Origin of the sequence: Mesorhizobium sp. Cs1299R1N3 (assembly GCF_037179625.1) — a bacterium.
GTDB lineage: Bacteria > Pseudomonadota > Alphaproteobacteria > Rhizobiales > Rhizobiaceae > Mesorhizobium > Mesorhizobium salmacidum.
Genome location: NZ_JAPYKQ010000008.1, coordinates 117165 through 132448, shown reverse-complemented (window position 1 = coordinate 132448; position 15284 = coordinate 117165). Strand labels below are relative to the sequence as shown.

Below are 15284 nucleotides of genomic sequence, written 5' to 3'. Positions count from 1 at the left end.
GTACTCCGGTTTTCATTGTGCCCACGGCGTTCACCTTCGGTCCAGGCGCGGCATTCAAGCCGACGCTCATAAACGCACAAGGCCGGCAAGCGGTTGCATCGCAGCCCTCTCAGGGGCTCGCCGCGGCGTCGAGCCACTCATGCGCGCGGCTTCTTGGCTTGGCTACCAATATGCCTTGTTGCCTTGCCGCCTCTCGAAAGGCCTCGAAGGCGGGGCGCGGGCAGCAAGTACCCTCGACCGCGAGCCGGATGAGCCGTGCTGCCTCGAGATAGGCCGGCGCGGTCTTGTCGGGCCATTGGTGACGAAGCGCCGTTGCCGCATCGGCCACCGAGCCGACCAGCATGGTCTTGTTGTCGCAAAAACGCAGGGTCACCGGCATGAAAGCCGTCATGGGCGATCCTCCCGTTCGCAGGGACGCGTCATAACGTCCGGACCGGCGGCTGGTTCCACGGGGTGGAGCGCGGCGTGGAGCGCGGCATGAGCGAACGGCCCTTCATGCAACTCTACGTCTCTGATTTCGTCGGCGACACGCTGCAGCTCTCCACCGAGCAGATCGGCGCCTACATGCTGCTGCTGATGGCAATGTGGAATGCCGGCGGCGGCTTGCCCGACGATGACGCCAGGCTGGCGCGCGTGGCGCGGCTGCCGTTGAAACGATGGCGGGCGATCAGCGCCGAGCTGCTGGCCTTCTTCGAGCGCGAGAGCGGCGAGATCGGCCACAAAAGGCTGACGAAGGAGCTGCGCAAGGCGCGGCTCAAGAGCGAGGCGAGGGCGGCCGCCGGCGCGCGCGGCGGAGCCGCCACCGCCTTGAAAACAAAGGCGCATGCCGGGGCAAATGCCGATGTTTTGATGCGGCATTCTCCAGATTCCAGAAACCAGATGGAAAAAGCTCCCGCTTTTTCAGCGCGCGAGGCGCGCGAAAGACCGGGGACTTCGATTGGGGGTGAGGCGACGTCGGGATCGCGCGGCCCGGGCCGGCCCAAGAAACCGCCGGGCTGGATCAGGCCGAAAACCCACAGCGATGCCGCCAACGCCATCATCGAGGAGATCCGAGGATATGACCACGGCCGAACTGCAGCAGGCGACGAAGGCGCTGGCGGCAATGTTCTCCTGCTTCCCGCAATCCACCCTGACTGATGTCGAGATGCAGCTGCGCGGCTATCTCGGGGCCGTCAGCGATGCCGAGCTGGCCGACCTCAAGGACGCCACCCAGCGCTTCGTGCTCGGCGAGGTGAAGAGCGGCAACGCGCAGTTCTGCCCTTCGAGCGCGCAGCTCTGCATCGAAGTGCGCGAGCGGCGGGTGATGCGGGAGCTGCTGGCGCGGCGCGGCGTCGGCTTGGGTTCCTCGCCCCCGCAAAGCGGGGGAGAGGTGGCCCGGCGAAGCCGGGACGGAGAGGGGGACGCCATCCGTGAAGTCAAAGCCGGTTGAGAATGGGCACCGCAATGCGCAGCCGTTTAGAAGCAAACATTCGACTGTCGGCGCTGCCCCCGCTCCGTCCGCTTCGGGCCACCTCTCCCCCACTTTGTGGGGGCGAGGAAACCCAGTTCTGCAAGGCCATCACTCGAACACCCAATCAACAGGAGCCACATCCATGCCCAAGAAAACCAAAGCCGCCAGGCCACAGGCGCCGAAACTGCCGAAGGGCGAGGCCGAGCAGGTGCGCATCCGCCGCGAGGTCGGCCATGATTTCGCGCTGAAGGATGATGCCTTCGGCCGCAAGCGGTTGACATCGGGCACGGCCGAGGCGCGGCGCGTCTACGAGGTGTCGAATGACGGCCACACTTCCACCGGCGGCATCGTACGGGTGCGCAATGTCGATCCGCTCCTGGGCATCACCTCGCTGTCGCGCCAGCAGCGCGAGGCCGGCCTGCGCTACCGCGCGCATTTCCAGTCCAGCCAGCGGGCTGATATCAAGCCGATGCGCTGGACGGAGCGCGTCGACGGCGGTCGCATCGGCGGCGGCGTCGCCGACAGCGTGCTCAACGCCGGCCGCGCGCATGCCGCCGCGACACGGGCGCTCGGGCATTGGGACGTGGCGGCGATCGTGCGGAAAGTCGTGTGCCTGGAACAGCCGGTGAAGACCGTGGCCGAGCAGGATGGCGAAGGACGCGACGTGGTGACAAAGCTGCTGAAGGTGGGGCTCGACCTGCTGGCCGTGCATTATGGGATGATGATGGGGCGGTGAGGTGGTCCCACACCGCCGAATGCTTCTGCAACGGCTATGATTGATCCGGCCGACGGCATGCCGGCCAGATCAATTTGAACGGTCAATAGCGGCAGACACGCACTCTTTCGATAATCCGGTGGTGATGACGCCAGTGCTTCACCACCTCGGTGTGGCAGCGACGACTGTGCATGCCGTAATAGCGCGGCCGATAGCCGTCATCGTACATGCTGTAACGGTAGTGGTGACGGCCGTAATAGGGGCCATAGTCGGAGTAGTCGCGGTAATAGTCCCCATAGTAGTCGCGATGTCTGGGAACGTAATAATCGTCATCATAGCCGTTCCCGATGCCGAGCGTGATGCTGGCGGCATTCGCGGGGGCCATCACCGCCACCGCCGAAGCAACCGCGATCACGGAAGCGAGCAAGAGTTTTTTCATGACAACCTCCTCTTTCAAGGTGTGTCTAATAAACGCTGAGGTCGCAGCCCTGTTCCCATAAATCGGTGAATCGATGGGTTCGACTTGTGGGCCGTGGCGGCGGAAAGCACCTGCCGGGCGGTGTCTGGCCGCACCTGTCAGCAGTCACAAAAAAGACAACCCCGCGAGCGGGGCTGTCTCCATGGCCGCGCCGCGTTGTCAGCTGCCGCCAATCAATTTCACGCTGCTGCAGAATTCCGGATGCGTGTTGGTGGGGTTGGCGTTCTTGACCTCGTCAGCGCAGGCGGTTCTCATCGCCGTCTGGTCTTCGGGCGTCAGCGCCTTCCAGGCTCTCGCGAAGGCGTCGTTGCTGACCATCGTCTTCATGCCGGAGTCCGTGTAGAACGGCTTCATCTTGGCAGGATCATCGAGAGCGGACGTTCCCTTGCTGGATCCCGCGAGAGCCGAACCGGCGACCATTGAAAGCGCCATCGCGCCAAGGAGGCGGTCTCGGCTCGGCAAAAAAAGTCCCGCCGGAGAGCCAGCGAGGCATTGATTGGAGGGTCTTGTCATCGCCCGGAAGGCGATCACGCAGCAACGAGGGCGGCTCGCGGAAAGTTTCAGCGCTCCCTCTCTGTTTTCGCGGCCATGGTTACGCCGGTCTCTGCCGGCTCCTGCCCGGCGGCGCCGCGCGGCTGCGCCATCGACCGTGCCGCATCCGCTCCGGCCGCCAGGATGCGATCCGACAGGTCCCCACCCTCCACCGCGCGGGCCAGTTGAAGCGCGCCGATGAGCGTCGCGAAGATACCGAATGCCACCGCCTCCGGATCGCTTGTATGCGGCGGGAGAGCGGCCGACACCTGGCGCACCAAGGTCATCAAGCGTTCGGTGTAGAGTTGTCGCGTTTCCGGCTGCTCCCGCGCGATTTCCGGCAACAGGGCGGCGGAAGCGCAGCCCGTGCCCGGATTGTCGCGGTGCTGCGCCGACAGATAGGCGTCTATGGCCGTTGCCAGGCCGCCGGAGGCCAGCGCCTGCGCGATCTGACCCGACTGACCCTCCAGCGCCCCCGCCACGCATTCCCGGACAAGTGCCGCCTTGGAGGGAAAGTGCGGATAGAAGGCGCCGTTGGTCAGCCCGGCGTCGCTCATGATGCTTGCCAGTCCCGAGGCGGCGATGCCGTCGTCCCGGAACCGCTGTGTGGCGACCTCCATGATCCGGCTGCGCGATGCGTCCTTCCGGCCCTTTTCGTAACGCATGTCCTGTCCTTCCCAAACCTCTATTGCATTATGATCATAATCTGATATTACGAACATAATTCAACGCATGGAAGAAAGCTAGCCCTGACGGGCTCCGGAGCATCAAAATGAAAGCGCATTCCGGAAAGACCGCGATCGTGAAAGAGCGAGTACGATGAAAGCCTTTGTCGCCGACAAATATGAGAAGAAAGGCGCGCTGCGGCTCGCCGATATGCCGAAGCCGGAATTGCAAGACAATGATGTCCTGGTCGAGGTCCACGCCGCCGGCGTGAACCTTCTGGATTCCAAGCTGCGGGACGGGGAGTTCAAACTCATTGTGCCTTATCGACCGCCCTTCGTCCTTGGCCACGACGTGGCCGGCATTGTCGTGCGGGCCGGATCGAAGGTCCGCAAGTTCAAAGCCGGCGACGAAGTCTATGCACGGCCGCGCGACGGCCGGATTGGGACATTCGCCGAATTCATCGCCATGGATGAGGCGGACGTGGCCCTGAAGCCAAAAAACCTCAGCATGGAGGAGGCGGCTTCCATTCCCCTGGTTGGTCTGACCGCCTGGCAGGAGCTGGTCGAAAGGGCAGGGCTGAGGAAAGGCCAGAAGGTCTTTATCCAGGCCGGCTCCGGCGGGGTGGGCACGTTTGCCATCCAACTGGCGAAGCATCTCGGCGCGACGGTTGCGACAACGGCGAGCGCGGCGAGCATGGACCTGGTGAAAAGTCTCGGCGCCGATGTCGTCGTCGATTATCGTAAGGACGATTTCGAGAAGGTCCTGCAAGGCTATGACGTCGTCGTGAACAGCCAGGATGCCAAGACGCTCGAAAAATCGCTGCGGGTGCTGAAGCCGGGCGGCAAGCTGATATCCATTTCCGGTCCGCCGGATCCCGGGTTCGCCAGGAAGCAAGGCCTCAACGTCGTGCTGAAGCTGGTGCTGCGGCTGCTTAGTCTTGGCATACGCCGCAGGGCCAAACGCGCCGGTGTGGACTATTCCTTCCTGTTCATGTGGGCGCAGGGCGACCAGCTGAGCCGGATCACGTCGCTCATCGAAACCGGCGTCATACGTCCCGTCATGGACCGGACTTTTCCGTTCGAACAGACCAACGAAGCCTTGGCCTATGTCGAAACGGGGCGTGCCAAGGGCAAGGTGGTCGTGAAGGTCAGATAGAGACGGCCGGGAGCCGCAGCACCCAATGTCGCGGCGACGCCCGGTTCGCTAGCCGGCGCTAGCCCGCCGGTCCTGTCTCGACCTCCTGGAGATAAAAAACCTTGCTCGGCTGCAGATGGTCGACGCAGAGCTGCGCCAGCACCCAATTGTCGCTGCGTTTCAGCGCCTCGATCATCATCAGGTGGTGCTGGCGCGAGATGTCGAGCTTGTCCCGGTCGGCCAGCGAATTGGCCCGCACCGGCAGGCTGAGGCGCATATAGTGCTCGATCGAGGACACCAGATAGGCATTGCCGCAGGCCGAGAACATGGTGAGGTGGAAACGGTCATTGGCCTCGTGAATGCCTCTGAGATAGCCGGCGTCGACATGGGCGCTGTAAACGTGGTGGATCTCGGTCAATTCGCCGATCAGCGCGTCGCTCGCCGGCAGGCGGATCATCAGCGCGGCCTGCCGCTGCAACATCTCCCGCACCTCGTAGATCTGGCGGACCTCCTCGGGCGCGAGCCGGCGCACCATGGCGCCCTTGTTGCGCTCGCGCGTGGCGACGCCGAGCCTTTCCAACTGGTAGAGGGCCTGGCGGATGGTGTGGCGCGAGACCGGGAAACGGGCCAGAAGCACGTCCTCGACCAGGCGCGTGCCGGGCGCCAGCCGGCCGAAGATGATGTCTTCCTCCAGCGCGTGGACGATATCGGCTTCCTTGCCGCCATAGTCGACCGTGTTGAGCATCGCGACCCTCTTGTTGGTCCGGCCAATGAGGATTGACCCCGGCCAATTTCTCATTGGCCGCAAGCCACTCTAGAGCATTTCCGGCGAAAACAGGATGCTCCATCCGTTTGTTCGCTGCTTGCGGGCCGACAGGGAAAGGCCCGCCACCGACGCGACTCGTGACGGGCCTTCTGGAGTACGCCGGGCTTCCGACCGCCCGGCCATTTGCAAAACCTGCCGGCGGCGCGATCGTTCCATCACAACAGGAAGCTTACCTCGGGGGAACGGGCCTTGCGGAGGTGCAGCTATCCGCGGTAACCGCCGACGTCTCTCACGCTTCGAAAACGTCGGCCTATTTGTGAATGAGCCATTCTATCAAGCCGGTCTCGACCCGCTCGCAGCCGGTAAACTCGGACACCAGGTTTTTGGCCAGATCGCGCCATTGACACTCGGGCAGGTTCGCTTCCCTGACCAAATCTCGAAATACAGCGCGGAGAATGTCGGCATCGAACGCGGAGACGGCAACGGGAGCCGCGTCTTCCCAGGCTTGGGCGGTGTCATCGCGATGGCGTCGGCGAAGCCGTTCCAGAAGCTCGCGTGATTGCGCGATCACACGCCGGGAATGGTCCAAATCGCGGCGAAAGGCTGCGTTTCCAGCAATGGAACGATGCCGTAACAGGAAGCTGGCTTCGATAGCTGCCTGCGCCATGTCTATATGGCTTTCAACCATCGCTACCTCCCTCAGGACTAATTTACTCCTCCGAAGGGGTATCTCAAAGGGGATTCAACGTACGATTTGGTACGAGGGGGAAGCTTGGCGGGGTATTGAACGGACCGGCCCGAACAGCGCAGGCGTGCGCAACGGCGACGCGGCTTTGGTCGGGTGTAATGACGACCATGTCAGCCCCTGGGCGACATGCATCAGTTCCTGTCCGACGGCTTCGAGCGCATCCTCGACACTGTCTCGCGCTCGGCGCGTTTGGAGCGCAGCGGCGGCAGGCCGCGATCGACCAGGTCCATGTCTTCCAGCACCATGTCGCCCATGCGCTTGAAGGCGATGTCGAGGGCGCCGGCGCGGTGGGCCGAGCGCAGGAAGCCGGGCAGCGTGCGCACGGGATGGTCGCCTGCCAGCGGCTCTTCGGGGAAGACGTCGCTGGCGGCGAGAATATGGCCACTCTTCACCGCTGCCATCAAGGCGGGGAAGTCGACCACGCCGGCACGGCTGAGCAGGATGAAGGCAGCGCCCTTGCGCATGCTGGCGAAAGCATCGGCGCCCAGAAAACCCTGGTTCTCCGAGGTCACCGAGGCGACGACGAAAACGAAGTCGCTTTGCGACAGCACCTCGTCCAGCGAGGCCGGCTCGACGCCATTTTCCCTCAGTATCGACGGCGGCAGCCAGGGGTCGAACACCTTCGTGCGGGTGCGGAAGCCCGACAGCAGGCGGTTGAGCGCGCGGCCGAGGTCGCCGAAGCCGATGATGCCGACATTGGCGCCCGAAAGCAGCCGCGCCGTCTGGTTGCCGTCGCCGCCCCATAGTTCCTTCCCTTGGCGGAAAGCGAGGTCGGCATCGACGATGCCGCGGGCAAGGTTGAGCGCCATGGCCAGGCCGAGTTCGGCCACCGGCTCGGCGAAGACCAGGCCCGTCGTGACGACATGGATGCCGCGCGAGAACAGCGTTTCATAGGGCATGTTGTCGAGGAGATTGCTCTCGACATTGAAGACGCAGCGCAGCGCCTTCATCGCGTCAAGCGTCTCCGGCGAGATCGGCGGTTGGCCGACGATGTAGCGGGCCTCGGCCAGCACCTCGGCCGGCAGTCGCGCCACGCCGTCCGGCGTCGTCTCGACGATGCGGTAACGCGCCTTGAGCCGCGCCAGCTGCGGCGGCGTGAAGATCAGCTCGAGCGTGCGCGGCTCGGGCGCGCTGATGACCAGCGGCAAGGCGGTATCTGACATGGCAAGCTCCTCCCGAAACGGCTTGTGGCGCTTTCTCGGTCCTAAATCTATCCCGGACTAGCGGATTTAAAAGCACGGTAGACCGATTTACTCGGCGCAGGAGCGTTTCGCTCAAATCAGAGAGCCGTCCCGGCACGATTGACATTGGCGCAAGGCCGGTCTTCTCTGCAGTATCCAACAAAGGGGGAATAGCTGATGAAGAAATACGAGAAACCAAGCTGGCAGAAGCGCGAACGGCTTTCGGCCGTCACTGCCGCCGTTGTATTTTCGGTAACGCTGACCTGACGGCATTCGCTTGCCGTGACAAAGGCGCGACCGGTCGCGCCGTTTGCTTTGGGAAAAGCACGCCTCACCCCCGCGGCTTTGGCGGTGCGGGCTTCTGTTCCTCGCCGCTTGGCTCGGCGGACAGCCGCTGCTTGCGAAGGCGGGCGGTCTTTGCGTCGCGGGCCTTTCGTTCGGCGTCGAGGATGATCCGCGACTCGCGATCCGCTCTCTCAAGCTTTTTCTTGTCGACCAATCGAGCCACTTCGTTCTCGGGCGGCATGTCGCATTCCATAAAACCAATCGTGTGCGGCAAGGTTCCGCCGGATGCCGGCTGCGAGCGATCGCGTCAGGATTTTGCCTGGCCTGACCGCTCGGCGCGATGACCGGTCTGCCAGCTGGTGAGTTGGCGCTCGGCCTCGGATATGGTCACGCTCATCAAGCCATCAAATTCGGCCATGGCTTCCATATGCCCATGATCAATGATGGATTTGCGAAGAATGCGCATCGCCAGAATGGCATCCTGCAACGCGCGGTCGATGTTCTTGACCATGACAGGATCTCCTGCGGGCATAACCTGCCTGCGCGCCGCTGGTTCCGGCTGAAAGGCACTGGATTTGCCATTTTTCAGCGCTACGTCATTGTCCTGGGGAAGCGCTCCGGCGCTCTCCTTCCGCCGCAGGGGAGGGAGAAGGGTAGAGGTGCTGTTCTTGGGATAGCACCAGGGAAGCGCCTTCTGACGATAGAGGGCGGGAGGCCCCTCACGCCATGCCCGGCTCCCGCCGCAAATGGCGCATCTTGCGGCCTATGATCACCAGCCGGCGTGCCGTGTTGTTGCGCAGGCGCCGCGCGCGCCATTCCAGTCCGGTTTCGGTGGTGATCCGCTTGGCATATACGCTCACACGCATGCCTGCCTTATCGGAAGCTACCTTGACCGGATCGTCATAGAAGGTGCCGATCTTGTCAGCCGCCATGCCTGGTGTTTCCAGCCAGCGTGGAATGTGGACGGAATGGAGCTGATCGACGTCGATCATGACCCGCCCTATGCCAACGCCTGGCGTTGGGCATGTCGTACAGAACGCATCGCCAATCAAGACGACCCCGTCGCGGCGGTGGCCTTGCGTCGTGGTCAGATTGACCTGCCGGACCTCGACGGGACTTGCGACAGCGAAGTTGCCGCATTGCGCCGATATTTCGGGCATCAACTCGCAAAGCATCTTTTGCGGATCCGCCCGGAAATCCCTCGTCCATTGATCGGCCACGGTGCGATAGACGAACATGTTGGCCCGCATCTTGTCGCCGAGAGGGAAGATGCTGATGTAGGCTACGCGGTCGCTCGCCCGCCTGCCGTAGCAGGTGACGGCCCGAAAGCCGCAGTCGCGCTGTGAGACAGCGAGGTCGAAACCCATCGACAGCGAATGGGCTTTCGATTGCTCGACGCGTTCGACGCCGATGGCGCGCCGCACCGCTTCGCCGTAGCCGGTGGCGACCACCAGCAGGCGGGCAATGATGACGCTGCCGTCGCTCAGCACCAGGCGCTGCCGGTCCGGTCCGGTCGAGACCTCGACGACCTTGCCGACAGTAAGCGGCACTTGCGGGGGAAGGGCATCGCGCAGCCCGTTGATCAGCGCGCCATAGGAAAATGCGTATTCCGGCCTGCGCTCACGCGCGAACAGCTGGCCGAGGCGGAAGACGTGAATGTCGTCAAACGGTGTGACGAGACGCTTGATCGTTTCGTCGAGGCCGAGCTTCTCGAACAGCCGTATCTGGTCGGTACCGATTTTCTCCGCCCGGAACTCGTCGTGATGGATCCGGTGCGGATCGATCAGCGCCACCTTGCGGCCGGCTTTTCCCAAGGCGGTGGCCAGCGTGGTACCGGCCATTCCGGCGCCAACGATCGCCACGTCGACTTCGGCCGGGACAGCCTCGATGGTGGTCATCTCGCTGCCCTTCATGCTCGTCATCTTCTGTCTCCACAAAGTGTGGTGGAAAATATCTTCCGGGCCGTATCAACCTCAAGCAACCAGCGCGGGTGGCTGGTAGTAACAAATGTTTAGGTTAACTACGGTCGGATCTTCTGTTTCCAGCGCGGCGCGATCGCCGAGCCATCGATGAACTCCAGGCCGCCCGCCTCGTTGAGCGTGTGCAGCTTACGCCCGCTCCATAGCGCGCCGGGGGTTAAGATCGTCTCGACACGCTGGTCCATGCCGTTCAAATTAAGGTGAGTGACGCGTGCGATGCCAAGGGCGCCGCCGTAGCTCCTGCGGCAGTCCTGCACCGGGCGCAGCAACTGGCCGCCGCGCTCCACCATGCGTCCGGCCGGCCGCGCCGAGGCGATATCGATCAGCACCGGATTCTTGGGATGCGGCGTCCAGGGGCCGCGAAAGTCCGGCGCCGACCACAGATGCAGCGCGTCGGAGAAAGCGCCGCCTCCGTCCCGGGCGGTGCCTTCACCGTCTCGGACGGTGGCAAACATCCACCACGAGCCACCATGCTCGACCAAGGTGGCGTCGCTGGCGACGATATCGGACAGCAGCGTCGCTTCCTTGACCCATCCGCCGGGGAAGGCGGTGGCGCGGTAGAGATCCACCGTGCGGTTGGCGCAGCTTTCCGGCACCATCCAGACCTCGCCGTCACGCTCGAAGACGAAGGGGTAGGACAGGTGGTAGGGCAAGTCGAGCACCGGCTCCGGGCGGCCGATCGGCCCCGACGGGCCGAACGGCACGGCGGAGATGATGGCTCGGCCCAGACGGTGGATATAGTCCTCGACGAACAGGGTTACCTGTCCCTGGTAAAGGATCGGGAACGGGTCGGCGTAGAAGCGGCTGCCGTCGTCGGGCAGCTCTTGCCAACCCGATGCCGGATGCGCGCGCAGGTCGAACAGATCCCGCCCTCCGGTCTCGCGCCAGCCGACCTTCCAGTGCGGGGCATTGTAGCAGAGATGGTAGATCTTCTGGACGATGCGCCGCGCCAGCGCCTTGCCCGCCCTGACGCCGAGCTTGCCGGCCGAGGGCAGCGACGGCGCAGCCCTACCGTCCACCGGCTCGGGCAGGACGGGCAGGGCGCCGCGTGCGGCGCCCGTCACCGCCGCCAGGATCAGGCTTGCCGTGCGCGCCAGCATGTCCTGGAAGGCGGCAAGCGCGATGCCGCCATATTCGGTGCCCAGGCGTCCTTCAGCGACGACGGCACCATTCTCCTCGACGCGGGCCAGCGGGGTCCGGCCATCGAGGATCGACGCCAGCAGGGCGGCTTCGCCGCCGGCGCCGTCATAGGTCACACGCCAGACGCGTGTTCCCTCCACTTGCACGTCGCCGCAGAGGTCGAGCACGAGGTCCGGCGAGACGGGCGTCCGCGTTTGGAAGGGTGCCAGCGCCGACAGCGGCAGGCGCTTGGCCAACCCATCCGCGGGCAAGCCGTGGATGACCGTTTCAAGTTGGAACAGCGCGGCTACGCTGCCTGGAATGCCGCTCCCGGCCGGGCGTGCGTCGACGCTGACCTCGACATCGGCGAGCGCCGCCAGGCGCTGCAGCAGCAGCAGGTGAAAAGCACGGAGGCAGTCGCTGTCCAGGCGCAGGCTGACCTGCATGTCGCACCCCTAGAATTCTGATGTTCGGCAACGGCCGGTGTTCGATTTTTGGGCACGATGGGCGGGCGACGGTCGGACTGGAGGGAGATGTTGCTCCATTTCCATTCGTTTCCCGCTCGCTTGCGCCCTGTCAACACGGCCCGTGCCTTTGCTACGCAAACTCCGTGCCAAAAATCAGAAGAGCTCCCAACATAATTAATAGTGTTTTAACAGTTGGAGTAATAGCTAGGCTGAAGCCGCAATTTAGTCTTTTGAGGCATATGGAGTGTTGTCGGAGCGACCTTTGCAATCATCCCTGCTCTCGTTGCCGCAACAACACGCTCCGCAGGTGATGCAATATGCGCCGGAGCCACCTCCGGGCGCGTCGTATCCATCCTCGTCCGTCGAGCTGGGTGACCTGAAGCGTATATTGGTGCGCCGCCGTTTCCTGATCCTCGCCACAGCCGCACTGCTGACCCTTGCAGCGCTGCTCTATGGACTGTTCACGCCGGCGCTCTACAGCTCGGTGGCGGAGATCATCGTCGATCCGCAAGACCTGCAGGTGGTCACCAACGACGTCAATCCGAGCCGGGTTCCGCCCGATGGCGGCATCACCATGGTGGAAAGCCAGGTTGCCGTCGTCCAGTCGAGCGGCGTGCTGCTCAGGGCTATCGCGGCGACCAACCTGACCGAGGATCCGGAATTCAACGGGCAAGATGGGCTGTTGAGCCGTTTGCTCGGCGGCGTGCCAGGCTCGGGGTCGACCGAGACCGACAAGACAGGCGAAACCGACAAGACGGGGACGACGCTCGATGCACTGCGCCGGCGGCTGGCGGTCAAGCGGGCCGACAAGGTGCTGGTCCTCGACGTGATCGTCACCGCCAAGAGCGCCGACAAGGCGGCGAAGCTCGCCAATGCCATCGCGCAGGCCTACCTGGCCGACCAGGCCGCGGCGCGCGCGAAGATGGCCACGGACGCTTCCGACTCCATCACCGCGCGGCTGGAAGAGCAGCGCAAGCGCGTCCAGCGGGCCGAGAATGCGGTCGAGGCCTACAAGTCCGCCAACAACATGGTGATGGCCGCGGGCAATCTGGTCAGCGACCAGGAACTGACCGAAATCAACACGCAGCTGGCGGCCGCGCAAAGCCGCACCGCGACGCTGAAGGCGCAGGTCGACCAGTTGCGCCGGTCCGGCGGCGCACCGGACGCGACCTCGGAAGCGATGCGCTCGGCGGTGATTTCGAGCCTGCGGGCACAGGAGGCGACGCTTGTCGACCAGGTCTCGCAGCTCGGCACGGAACTCGGGCCGCGCCATCCCTCGATGATGGCGGCCCAGCAGCAACTGCGCGACACGCGCGCGCTCATCGCGCGCGAACTCGGCCGCATCGGCGCCGCCGCCGAAACCGACTATGAGCGGGCACTGGCCAACCAGCAGGCGCTGGAGGCCAAGGTCGCGGGCATGAAGAGCAAGTCGCTCGACACCGACCAGGCTTCGGTCAAGCTGCGCGAACTGCAGCGCGATCTCGAGGCGGTGCGCTCCGTGTACGCCACCTACCTGCAGCGGGCGCAGGAAACGCGCGAGCAGGTCAATGTCGACAGCACCAATGCGCGCATCATCTCCGACGCCATGCCGGCCCTGAAGAAGAGCTGGCCGCCGCTGTTGCTGCTGGTATTCGGCGCGTTCTTCGGCGGGCTGGGGCTCGGCACCGGCATGGCGCTGATCGCGGAATATTCATCGCCGACGGTGCTGTCCAGCGCGCAGATGCAATCGGCGATCGACGCGCCCGTGGTGGGCGTGCTGCCGGCAAAATCAGCGCGCCGCCGCTGGTGGCCTTTCGGCGGCGCCGCCGCCCAGGCCGGACAAAAGATGGACGCCGTCGCCGGCCTGGCGTTGAGGCGCCTGTTCTCCTCCAGCCGGCGTCCGCCGGACTGGCCGCTGGTGCCGTCCATCCTGCTGACGTCGGCACCGGAAGATGCCGCGCAACGGGGCCGGGTGGCGCGCCTGCTGGCCAACGCCGCGGCTGCCAGGGGCAGCCGTGTCCTGTTCATCGACACCAATGCCGGCAAGGGCCACAAGGAACCGCAGCCCGGCCTGCTCGACGTGCTGCGCGGCGAATATGCCTTCGAGGCGCTGAGCCAATACGTGCCCGGCAGCAACGTCGCGGTTCTCGGCAAGGGTCGGCCAAAGGCTGCCTTCTCCGAGGCGCAGGGCGTCTATTACACGCAGCACATGCTGGCCCAGGCGAGCCGCAATTTCGAACTCGTCATCGTCGACGGCGGCGCGCTGGCCGACAATCTCAACGCCTCGCCTCTGGTCGCCATGGTCGACGAGATCGTGCTTGTCGCCACGCTGAACGCGACGCCGATGCGCGATGTCACGGCGGCCTCGCAAGCCATTTCCGTCATGGGGCGGTTGCCGACCGGCGCCTTGCTGGTCGACGAGGCGGCCTGACATGTCTGCCATCCGGGGTGCCGCCCGGTCCGCCACCCCGGCAGCCGGCTGGGCCGGCCAGGATCAAGCAGCGGCTTCGCGCCGCACCGGCAATTCACTCGACTGGGTGACCGGCTATGGCCTGGTTGCGGTGGTGGCGTTGCTGTTCAGCATCTCGGGCGGCATGCTGTGGCTGGTGGGCTACAATTACGACGGGCTGACCGGCAATCCGGCGACCAAGATCCATCCCTCCACCTATCTGCTCGTGCTGATGTTTGCCTGGCGCGCCTGCACGTTCGGCAACCCGGTCGGCTACACGCTGGCCATCGCCGACAGGCGGCCGGCGAGCGCGCTGCTGGCCGTCATGTCGATCATGCTGCTGGTCATCGTCATCATCAGGCAGCGCCCCGGCATGGCCGGCATGATCGACACGTTCGTGGCGCCGGCGCTGCTGGTGATGATGCTGGCCGAGGCCGATGAAAAGATATTCGCCCGCATGCAAACGGTGGTGCACGCGGTGATGACGGTGAACGCGCTGCTGGCGCTGTTCGAGTTCGCCACCAAGACGCTGGTCTTTCCCTACCGGCTCGACGGCGTGGTGTTCATGAACGACCTGCGCTCGACGGCGCTTCAGGGGCATCCGCTGTCCAACGCCACGATCACCGCGATATACGTGCTGGCGCTGCTTTCGGGTTCGCGATCGCTGTCCATGCCGCTGCGGCTCGGGCTGATCGGCCTGCAATGCGCGGCGCTGGTCGTGTTCGGCGGGCGCTCGGCCATGGTGACGACGATCGCGCTCGGCGGCATCTATCTGCTTTTCAGCGGCGTCGCTTATCTGCGGCGAGGACGTATCAGCCTGCCGGGTGCGGCCCTTGCGGTCATGCTCGCCTCGCTGCTGCCAGTCGTTATCGCCATGCTGTTCTCCTACGGCTTCTTCGACGCGCTGCTGGAACGCTTCGTGTCGGACAGCGGCAGCGCCAATGCCCGCGTCGAAATGTTCGAGCTCTTCAAGCATTTCGAACTGCGCGACCTGATCGTCGGGCCCGATATCGATCTCATCGAAAGCCTGCGCCGCATCAGCGGCCTCGAACAGGGCATCGAGAACCCGATCATCCGCCTGCTCCTCTATCAGGGCGCCTTCTTCACCCTATTGTTGTTTCTGGGCTTCGCACTGTTCATGCACGAAGTGGCGCGCCGCTGCCATCCCGGCATCTGGTTGACGATGCTGGGCTGGCTGATCCTGCTCAACACCTCCGAAAGCCTGGCTTCCAAGACGACGCTGATGACCAAGTTCGTGGTGATCGCGCTGGCGCTGTACCGGCCGGTGAGAGTGGGGGTACAACGCCCGGCGCAAGTGCCGCGAGCGTAGCGCTCTC

Annotated in this window: 17 protein-coding genes; 6 read left to right on the top strand and 11 right to left on the bottom strand. The window is 64.4% G+C overall.

Going from position 1 to position 15284, the window contains the following annotated elements:
- Positions 1–109: 109 nt before the first annotated feature.
- Positions 110–391, bottom strand: coding sequence for a DUF982 domain-containing protein (locus O7B34_RS18810; protein WP_140508531.1), 282 nt, complete (start codon positions 389–391; stop codon positions 110–112).
- 86 nt (positions 392–477) lie between these two features.
- Between O7B34_RS18810 and O7B34_RS18805 the strand changes: the two genes are divergently transcribed.
- The 3 genes from O7B34_RS18805 (at position 478) to O7B34_RS18795 (ending at position 2186) form a co-directional block, all read left to right on the top strand.
- Entirely contained in the window at positions 478–1137 is a 660-nt protein-coding gene (locus tag O7B34_RS18805) for a YdaU family protein (protein ID WP_337147454.1), read from the top strand.
- The gene (locus tag O7B34_RS18800; protein WP_337147453.1) at positions 1058–1429 is read left to right on the top strand and encodes a hypothetical protein; all 372 of its coding nucleotides are present in this window, start codon (positions 1058–1060) and stop codon (positions 1427–1429) included. Before O7B34_RS18805 ends, O7B34_RS18800 begins: the two co-directional genes overlap by 80 nt.
- A gap of 163 nt (positions 1430–1592) precedes the next feature.
- On the top strand, positions 1593–2186 hold the full coding sequence (locus O7B34_RS18795) for a DUF6456 domain-containing protein (protein ID WP_337147452.1): 594 nt from the start codon (positions 1593–1595) through the stop codon (positions 2184–2186).
- 82 nt (positions 2187–2268) lie between these two features.
- Here the strand turns inward: O7B34_RS18795 and O7B34_RS18790 are convergent, their stop codons facing one another.
- From O7B34_RS18790 to O7B34_RS18780, 3 genes are all read right to left on the bottom strand, one after another.
- Positions 2269–2604, bottom strand: a complete 336-nt coding sequence (locus O7B34_RS18790) for a hypothetical protein (RefSeq protein ID WP_337147451.1) — start codon at positions 2602–2604, stop codon at positions 2269–2271.
- 198 nt (positions 2605–2802) lie between these two features.
- Positions 2803–3063 carry a hypothetical protein gene (locus O7B34_RS18785; protein ID WP_337147450.1) on the bottom strand — a complete coding sequence of 87 codons (261 nt, stop codon included), beginning with the start codon at positions 3061–3063 and terminating at the stop codon, positions 2803–2805.
- Between the two features lie 140 nt (positions 3064–3203).
- On the bottom strand, positions 3204–3839 hold the full coding sequence (locus tag O7B34_RS18780; RefSeq protein ID WP_337147449.1) for a TetR/AcrR family transcriptional regulator: 636 nt from the start codon (positions 3837–3839) through the stop codon (positions 3204–3206).
- 154 nt (positions 3840–3993) lie between these two features.
- Between O7B34_RS18780 and O7B34_RS18775 the strand changes: the two genes are divergently transcribed.
- Positions 3994–4995: an NADP-dependent oxidoreductase gene (locus O7B34_RS18775; RefSeq protein WP_337147448.1), complete on the top strand. Its 1002-nt coding sequence runs from the start codon at positions 3994–3996 to the stop codon at positions 4993–4995.
- A 58-nt stretch (positions 4996–5053) separates the two neighbouring features.
- Here the strand turns inward: O7B34_RS18775 and O7B34_RS18770 are convergent, their stop codons facing one another.
- The 7 genes from O7B34_RS18770 to O7B34_RS18740 all read right to left on the bottom strand — a co-directional run bounded on the left by O7B34_RS18770 (position 5054) and on the right by O7B34_RS18740 (position 11498).
- Positions 5054–5719 (bottom strand): GntR family transcriptional regulator, encoded by a 666-nt coding sequence (locus O7B34_RS18770; protein ID WP_337147447.1) that lies wholly within the window; start codon positions 5717–5719, stop codon positions 5054–5056.
- A gap of 331 nt (positions 5720–6050) precedes the next feature.
- The gene (locus O7B34_RS18765; RefSeq protein WP_337147444.1) at positions 6051–6428 is read right to left on the bottom strand and encodes a hypothetical protein; all 378 of its coding nucleotides are present in this window, start codon (positions 6426–6428) and stop codon (positions 6051–6053) included.
- 191 nt (positions 6429–6619) lie between these two features.
- A complete protein-coding gene (locus O7B34_RS18760; RefSeq protein WP_337147443.1) occupies positions 6620–7651 on the bottom strand; it encodes a hydroxyacid dehydrogenase in 1032 nt (343 codons plus the stop codon).
- 349 nt (positions 7652–8000) lie between these two features.
- Positions 8001–8195 carry a hypothetical protein gene (locus O7B34_RS18755; RefSeq protein ID WP_027144213.1) on the bottom strand — a complete coding sequence of 65 codons (195 nt, stop codon included), beginning with the start codon at positions 8193–8195 and terminating at the stop codon, positions 8001–8003.
- Positions 8196–8261: 66 nt separating this feature from the next.
- Complete coding sequence (locus O7B34_RS18750) at positions 8262–8465, bottom strand: hypothetical protein (RefSeq protein ID WP_140508552.1); 204 nt, start codon at positions 8463–8465, stop codon at positions 8262–8264.
- A gap of 208 nt (positions 8466–8673) precedes the next feature.
- On the bottom strand, positions 8674–9876 hold the full coding sequence (locus O7B34_RS18745; RefSeq protein ID WP_337147442.1) for an FAD-dependent oxidoreductase: 1203 nt from the start codon (positions 9874–9876) through the stop codon (positions 8674–8676).
- Positions 9877–9974: 98 nt separating this feature from the next.
- The gene (locus O7B34_RS18740; RefSeq protein WP_337147440.1) at positions 9975–11498 is read right to left on the bottom strand and encodes a glucosamine inositolphosphorylceramide transferase family protein; all 1524 of its coding nucleotides are present in this window, start codon (positions 11496–11498) and stop codon (positions 9975–9977) included.
- A gap of 283 nt (positions 11499–11781) precedes the next feature.
- Between O7B34_RS18740 and O7B34_RS18735 the strand changes: the two genes are divergently transcribed.
- Together O7B34_RS18735 and O7B34_RS18730 are read left to right on the top strand one after the other, a co-directional pair.
- Positions 11782–13929, top strand: a complete 2148-nt coding sequence (locus tag O7B34_RS18735) for a GumC family protein (protein ID WP_337147439.1) — start codon at positions 11782–11784, stop codon at positions 13927–13929.
- A 1-nt stretch (position 13930) separates the two neighbouring features.
- Positions 13931–15277 carry a VpsF family polysaccharide biosynthesis protein gene (locus O7B34_RS18730; RefSeq protein ID WP_337147438.1) on the top strand — a complete coding sequence of 449 codons (1347 nt, stop codon included), beginning with the start codon at positions 13931–13933 and terminating at the stop codon, positions 15275–15277.
- Positions 15278–15284: the final 7 nt, after the last annotated feature.

What these genes read in the sequence shown, in the direction of transcription:
- O7B34_RS18810 (WP_140508531.1), bottom strand. Translation starts at nt 391, where the DNA reads ATGACGGCTTTCATGCCGGTGACCCTGCGTTTTTGCGACAACAAGACC.
- O7B34_RS18805 (WP_337147454.1), top strand. Translation starts at nt 478, where the DNA reads ATGAGCGAACGGCCCTTCATGCAACTCTACGTCTCTGATTTCGTCGGC.
- O7B34_RS18800 (WP_337147453.1), top strand. Translation starts at nt 1,058, where the DNA reads ATGACCACGGCCGAACTGCAGCAGGCGACGAAGGCGCTGGCGGCAATG.
- O7B34_RS18795 (WP_337147452.1), top strand. Translation starts at nt 1,593, where the DNA reads ATGCCCAAGAAAACCAAAGCCGCCAGGCCACAGGCGCCGAAACTGCCG.
- O7B34_RS18790 (WP_337147451.1), bottom strand. Translation starts at nt 2,604, where the DNA reads ATGAAAAAACTCTTGCTCGCTTCCGTGATCGCGGTTGCTTCGGCGGTG.
- O7B34_RS18785 (WP_337147450.1), bottom strand. Translation starts at nt 3,063, where the DNA reads ATGGTCGCCGGTTCGGCTCTCGCGGGATCCAGCAAGGGAACGTCCGCT.
- O7B34_RS18780 (WP_337147449.1), bottom strand. Translation starts at nt 3,839, where the DNA reads ATGCGTTACGAAAAGGGCCGGAAGGACGCATCGCGCAGCCGGATCATG.
- O7B34_RS18775 (WP_337147448.1), top strand. Translation starts at nt 3,994, where the DNA reads ATGAAAGCCTTTGTCGCCGACAAATATGAGAAGAAAGGCGCGCTGCGG.
- O7B34_RS18770 (WP_337147447.1), bottom strand. Translation starts at nt 5,719, where the DNA reads ATGCTCAACACGGTCGACTATGGCGGCAAGGAAGCCGATATCGTCCAC.
- O7B34_RS18765 (WP_337147444.1), bottom strand. Translation starts at nt 6,428, where the DNA reads ATGGTTGAAAGCCATATAGACATGGCGCAGGCAGCTATCGAAGCCAGC.
- O7B34_RS18760 (WP_337147443.1), bottom strand. Translation starts at nt 7,651, where the DNA reads ATGTCAGATACCGCCTTGCCGCTGGTCATCAGCGCGCCCGAGCCGCGC.
- O7B34_RS18755 (WP_027144213.1), bottom strand. Translation starts at nt 8,195, where the DNA reads ATGCCGCCCGAGAACGAAGTGGCTCGATTGGTCGACAAGAAAAAGCTT.
- O7B34_RS18750 (WP_140508552.1), bottom strand. Translation starts at nt 8,465, where the DNA reads ATGGTCAAGAACATCGACCGCGCGTTGCAGGATGCCATTCTGGCGATG.
- O7B34_RS18745 (WP_337147442.1), bottom strand. Translation starts at nt 9,876, where the DNA reads ATGACGAGCATGAAGGGCAGCGAGATGACCACCATCGAGGCTGTCCCG.
- O7B34_RS18740 (WP_337147440.1), bottom strand. Translation starts at nt 11,498, where the DNA reads ATGCAGGTCAGCCTGCGCCTGGACAGCGACTGCCTCCGTGCTTTTCAC.
- O7B34_RS18730 (WP_337147438.1), top strand. Translation starts at nt 13,931, where the DNA reads ATGTCTGCCATCCGGGGTGCCGCCCGGTCCGCCACCCCGGCAGCCGGC.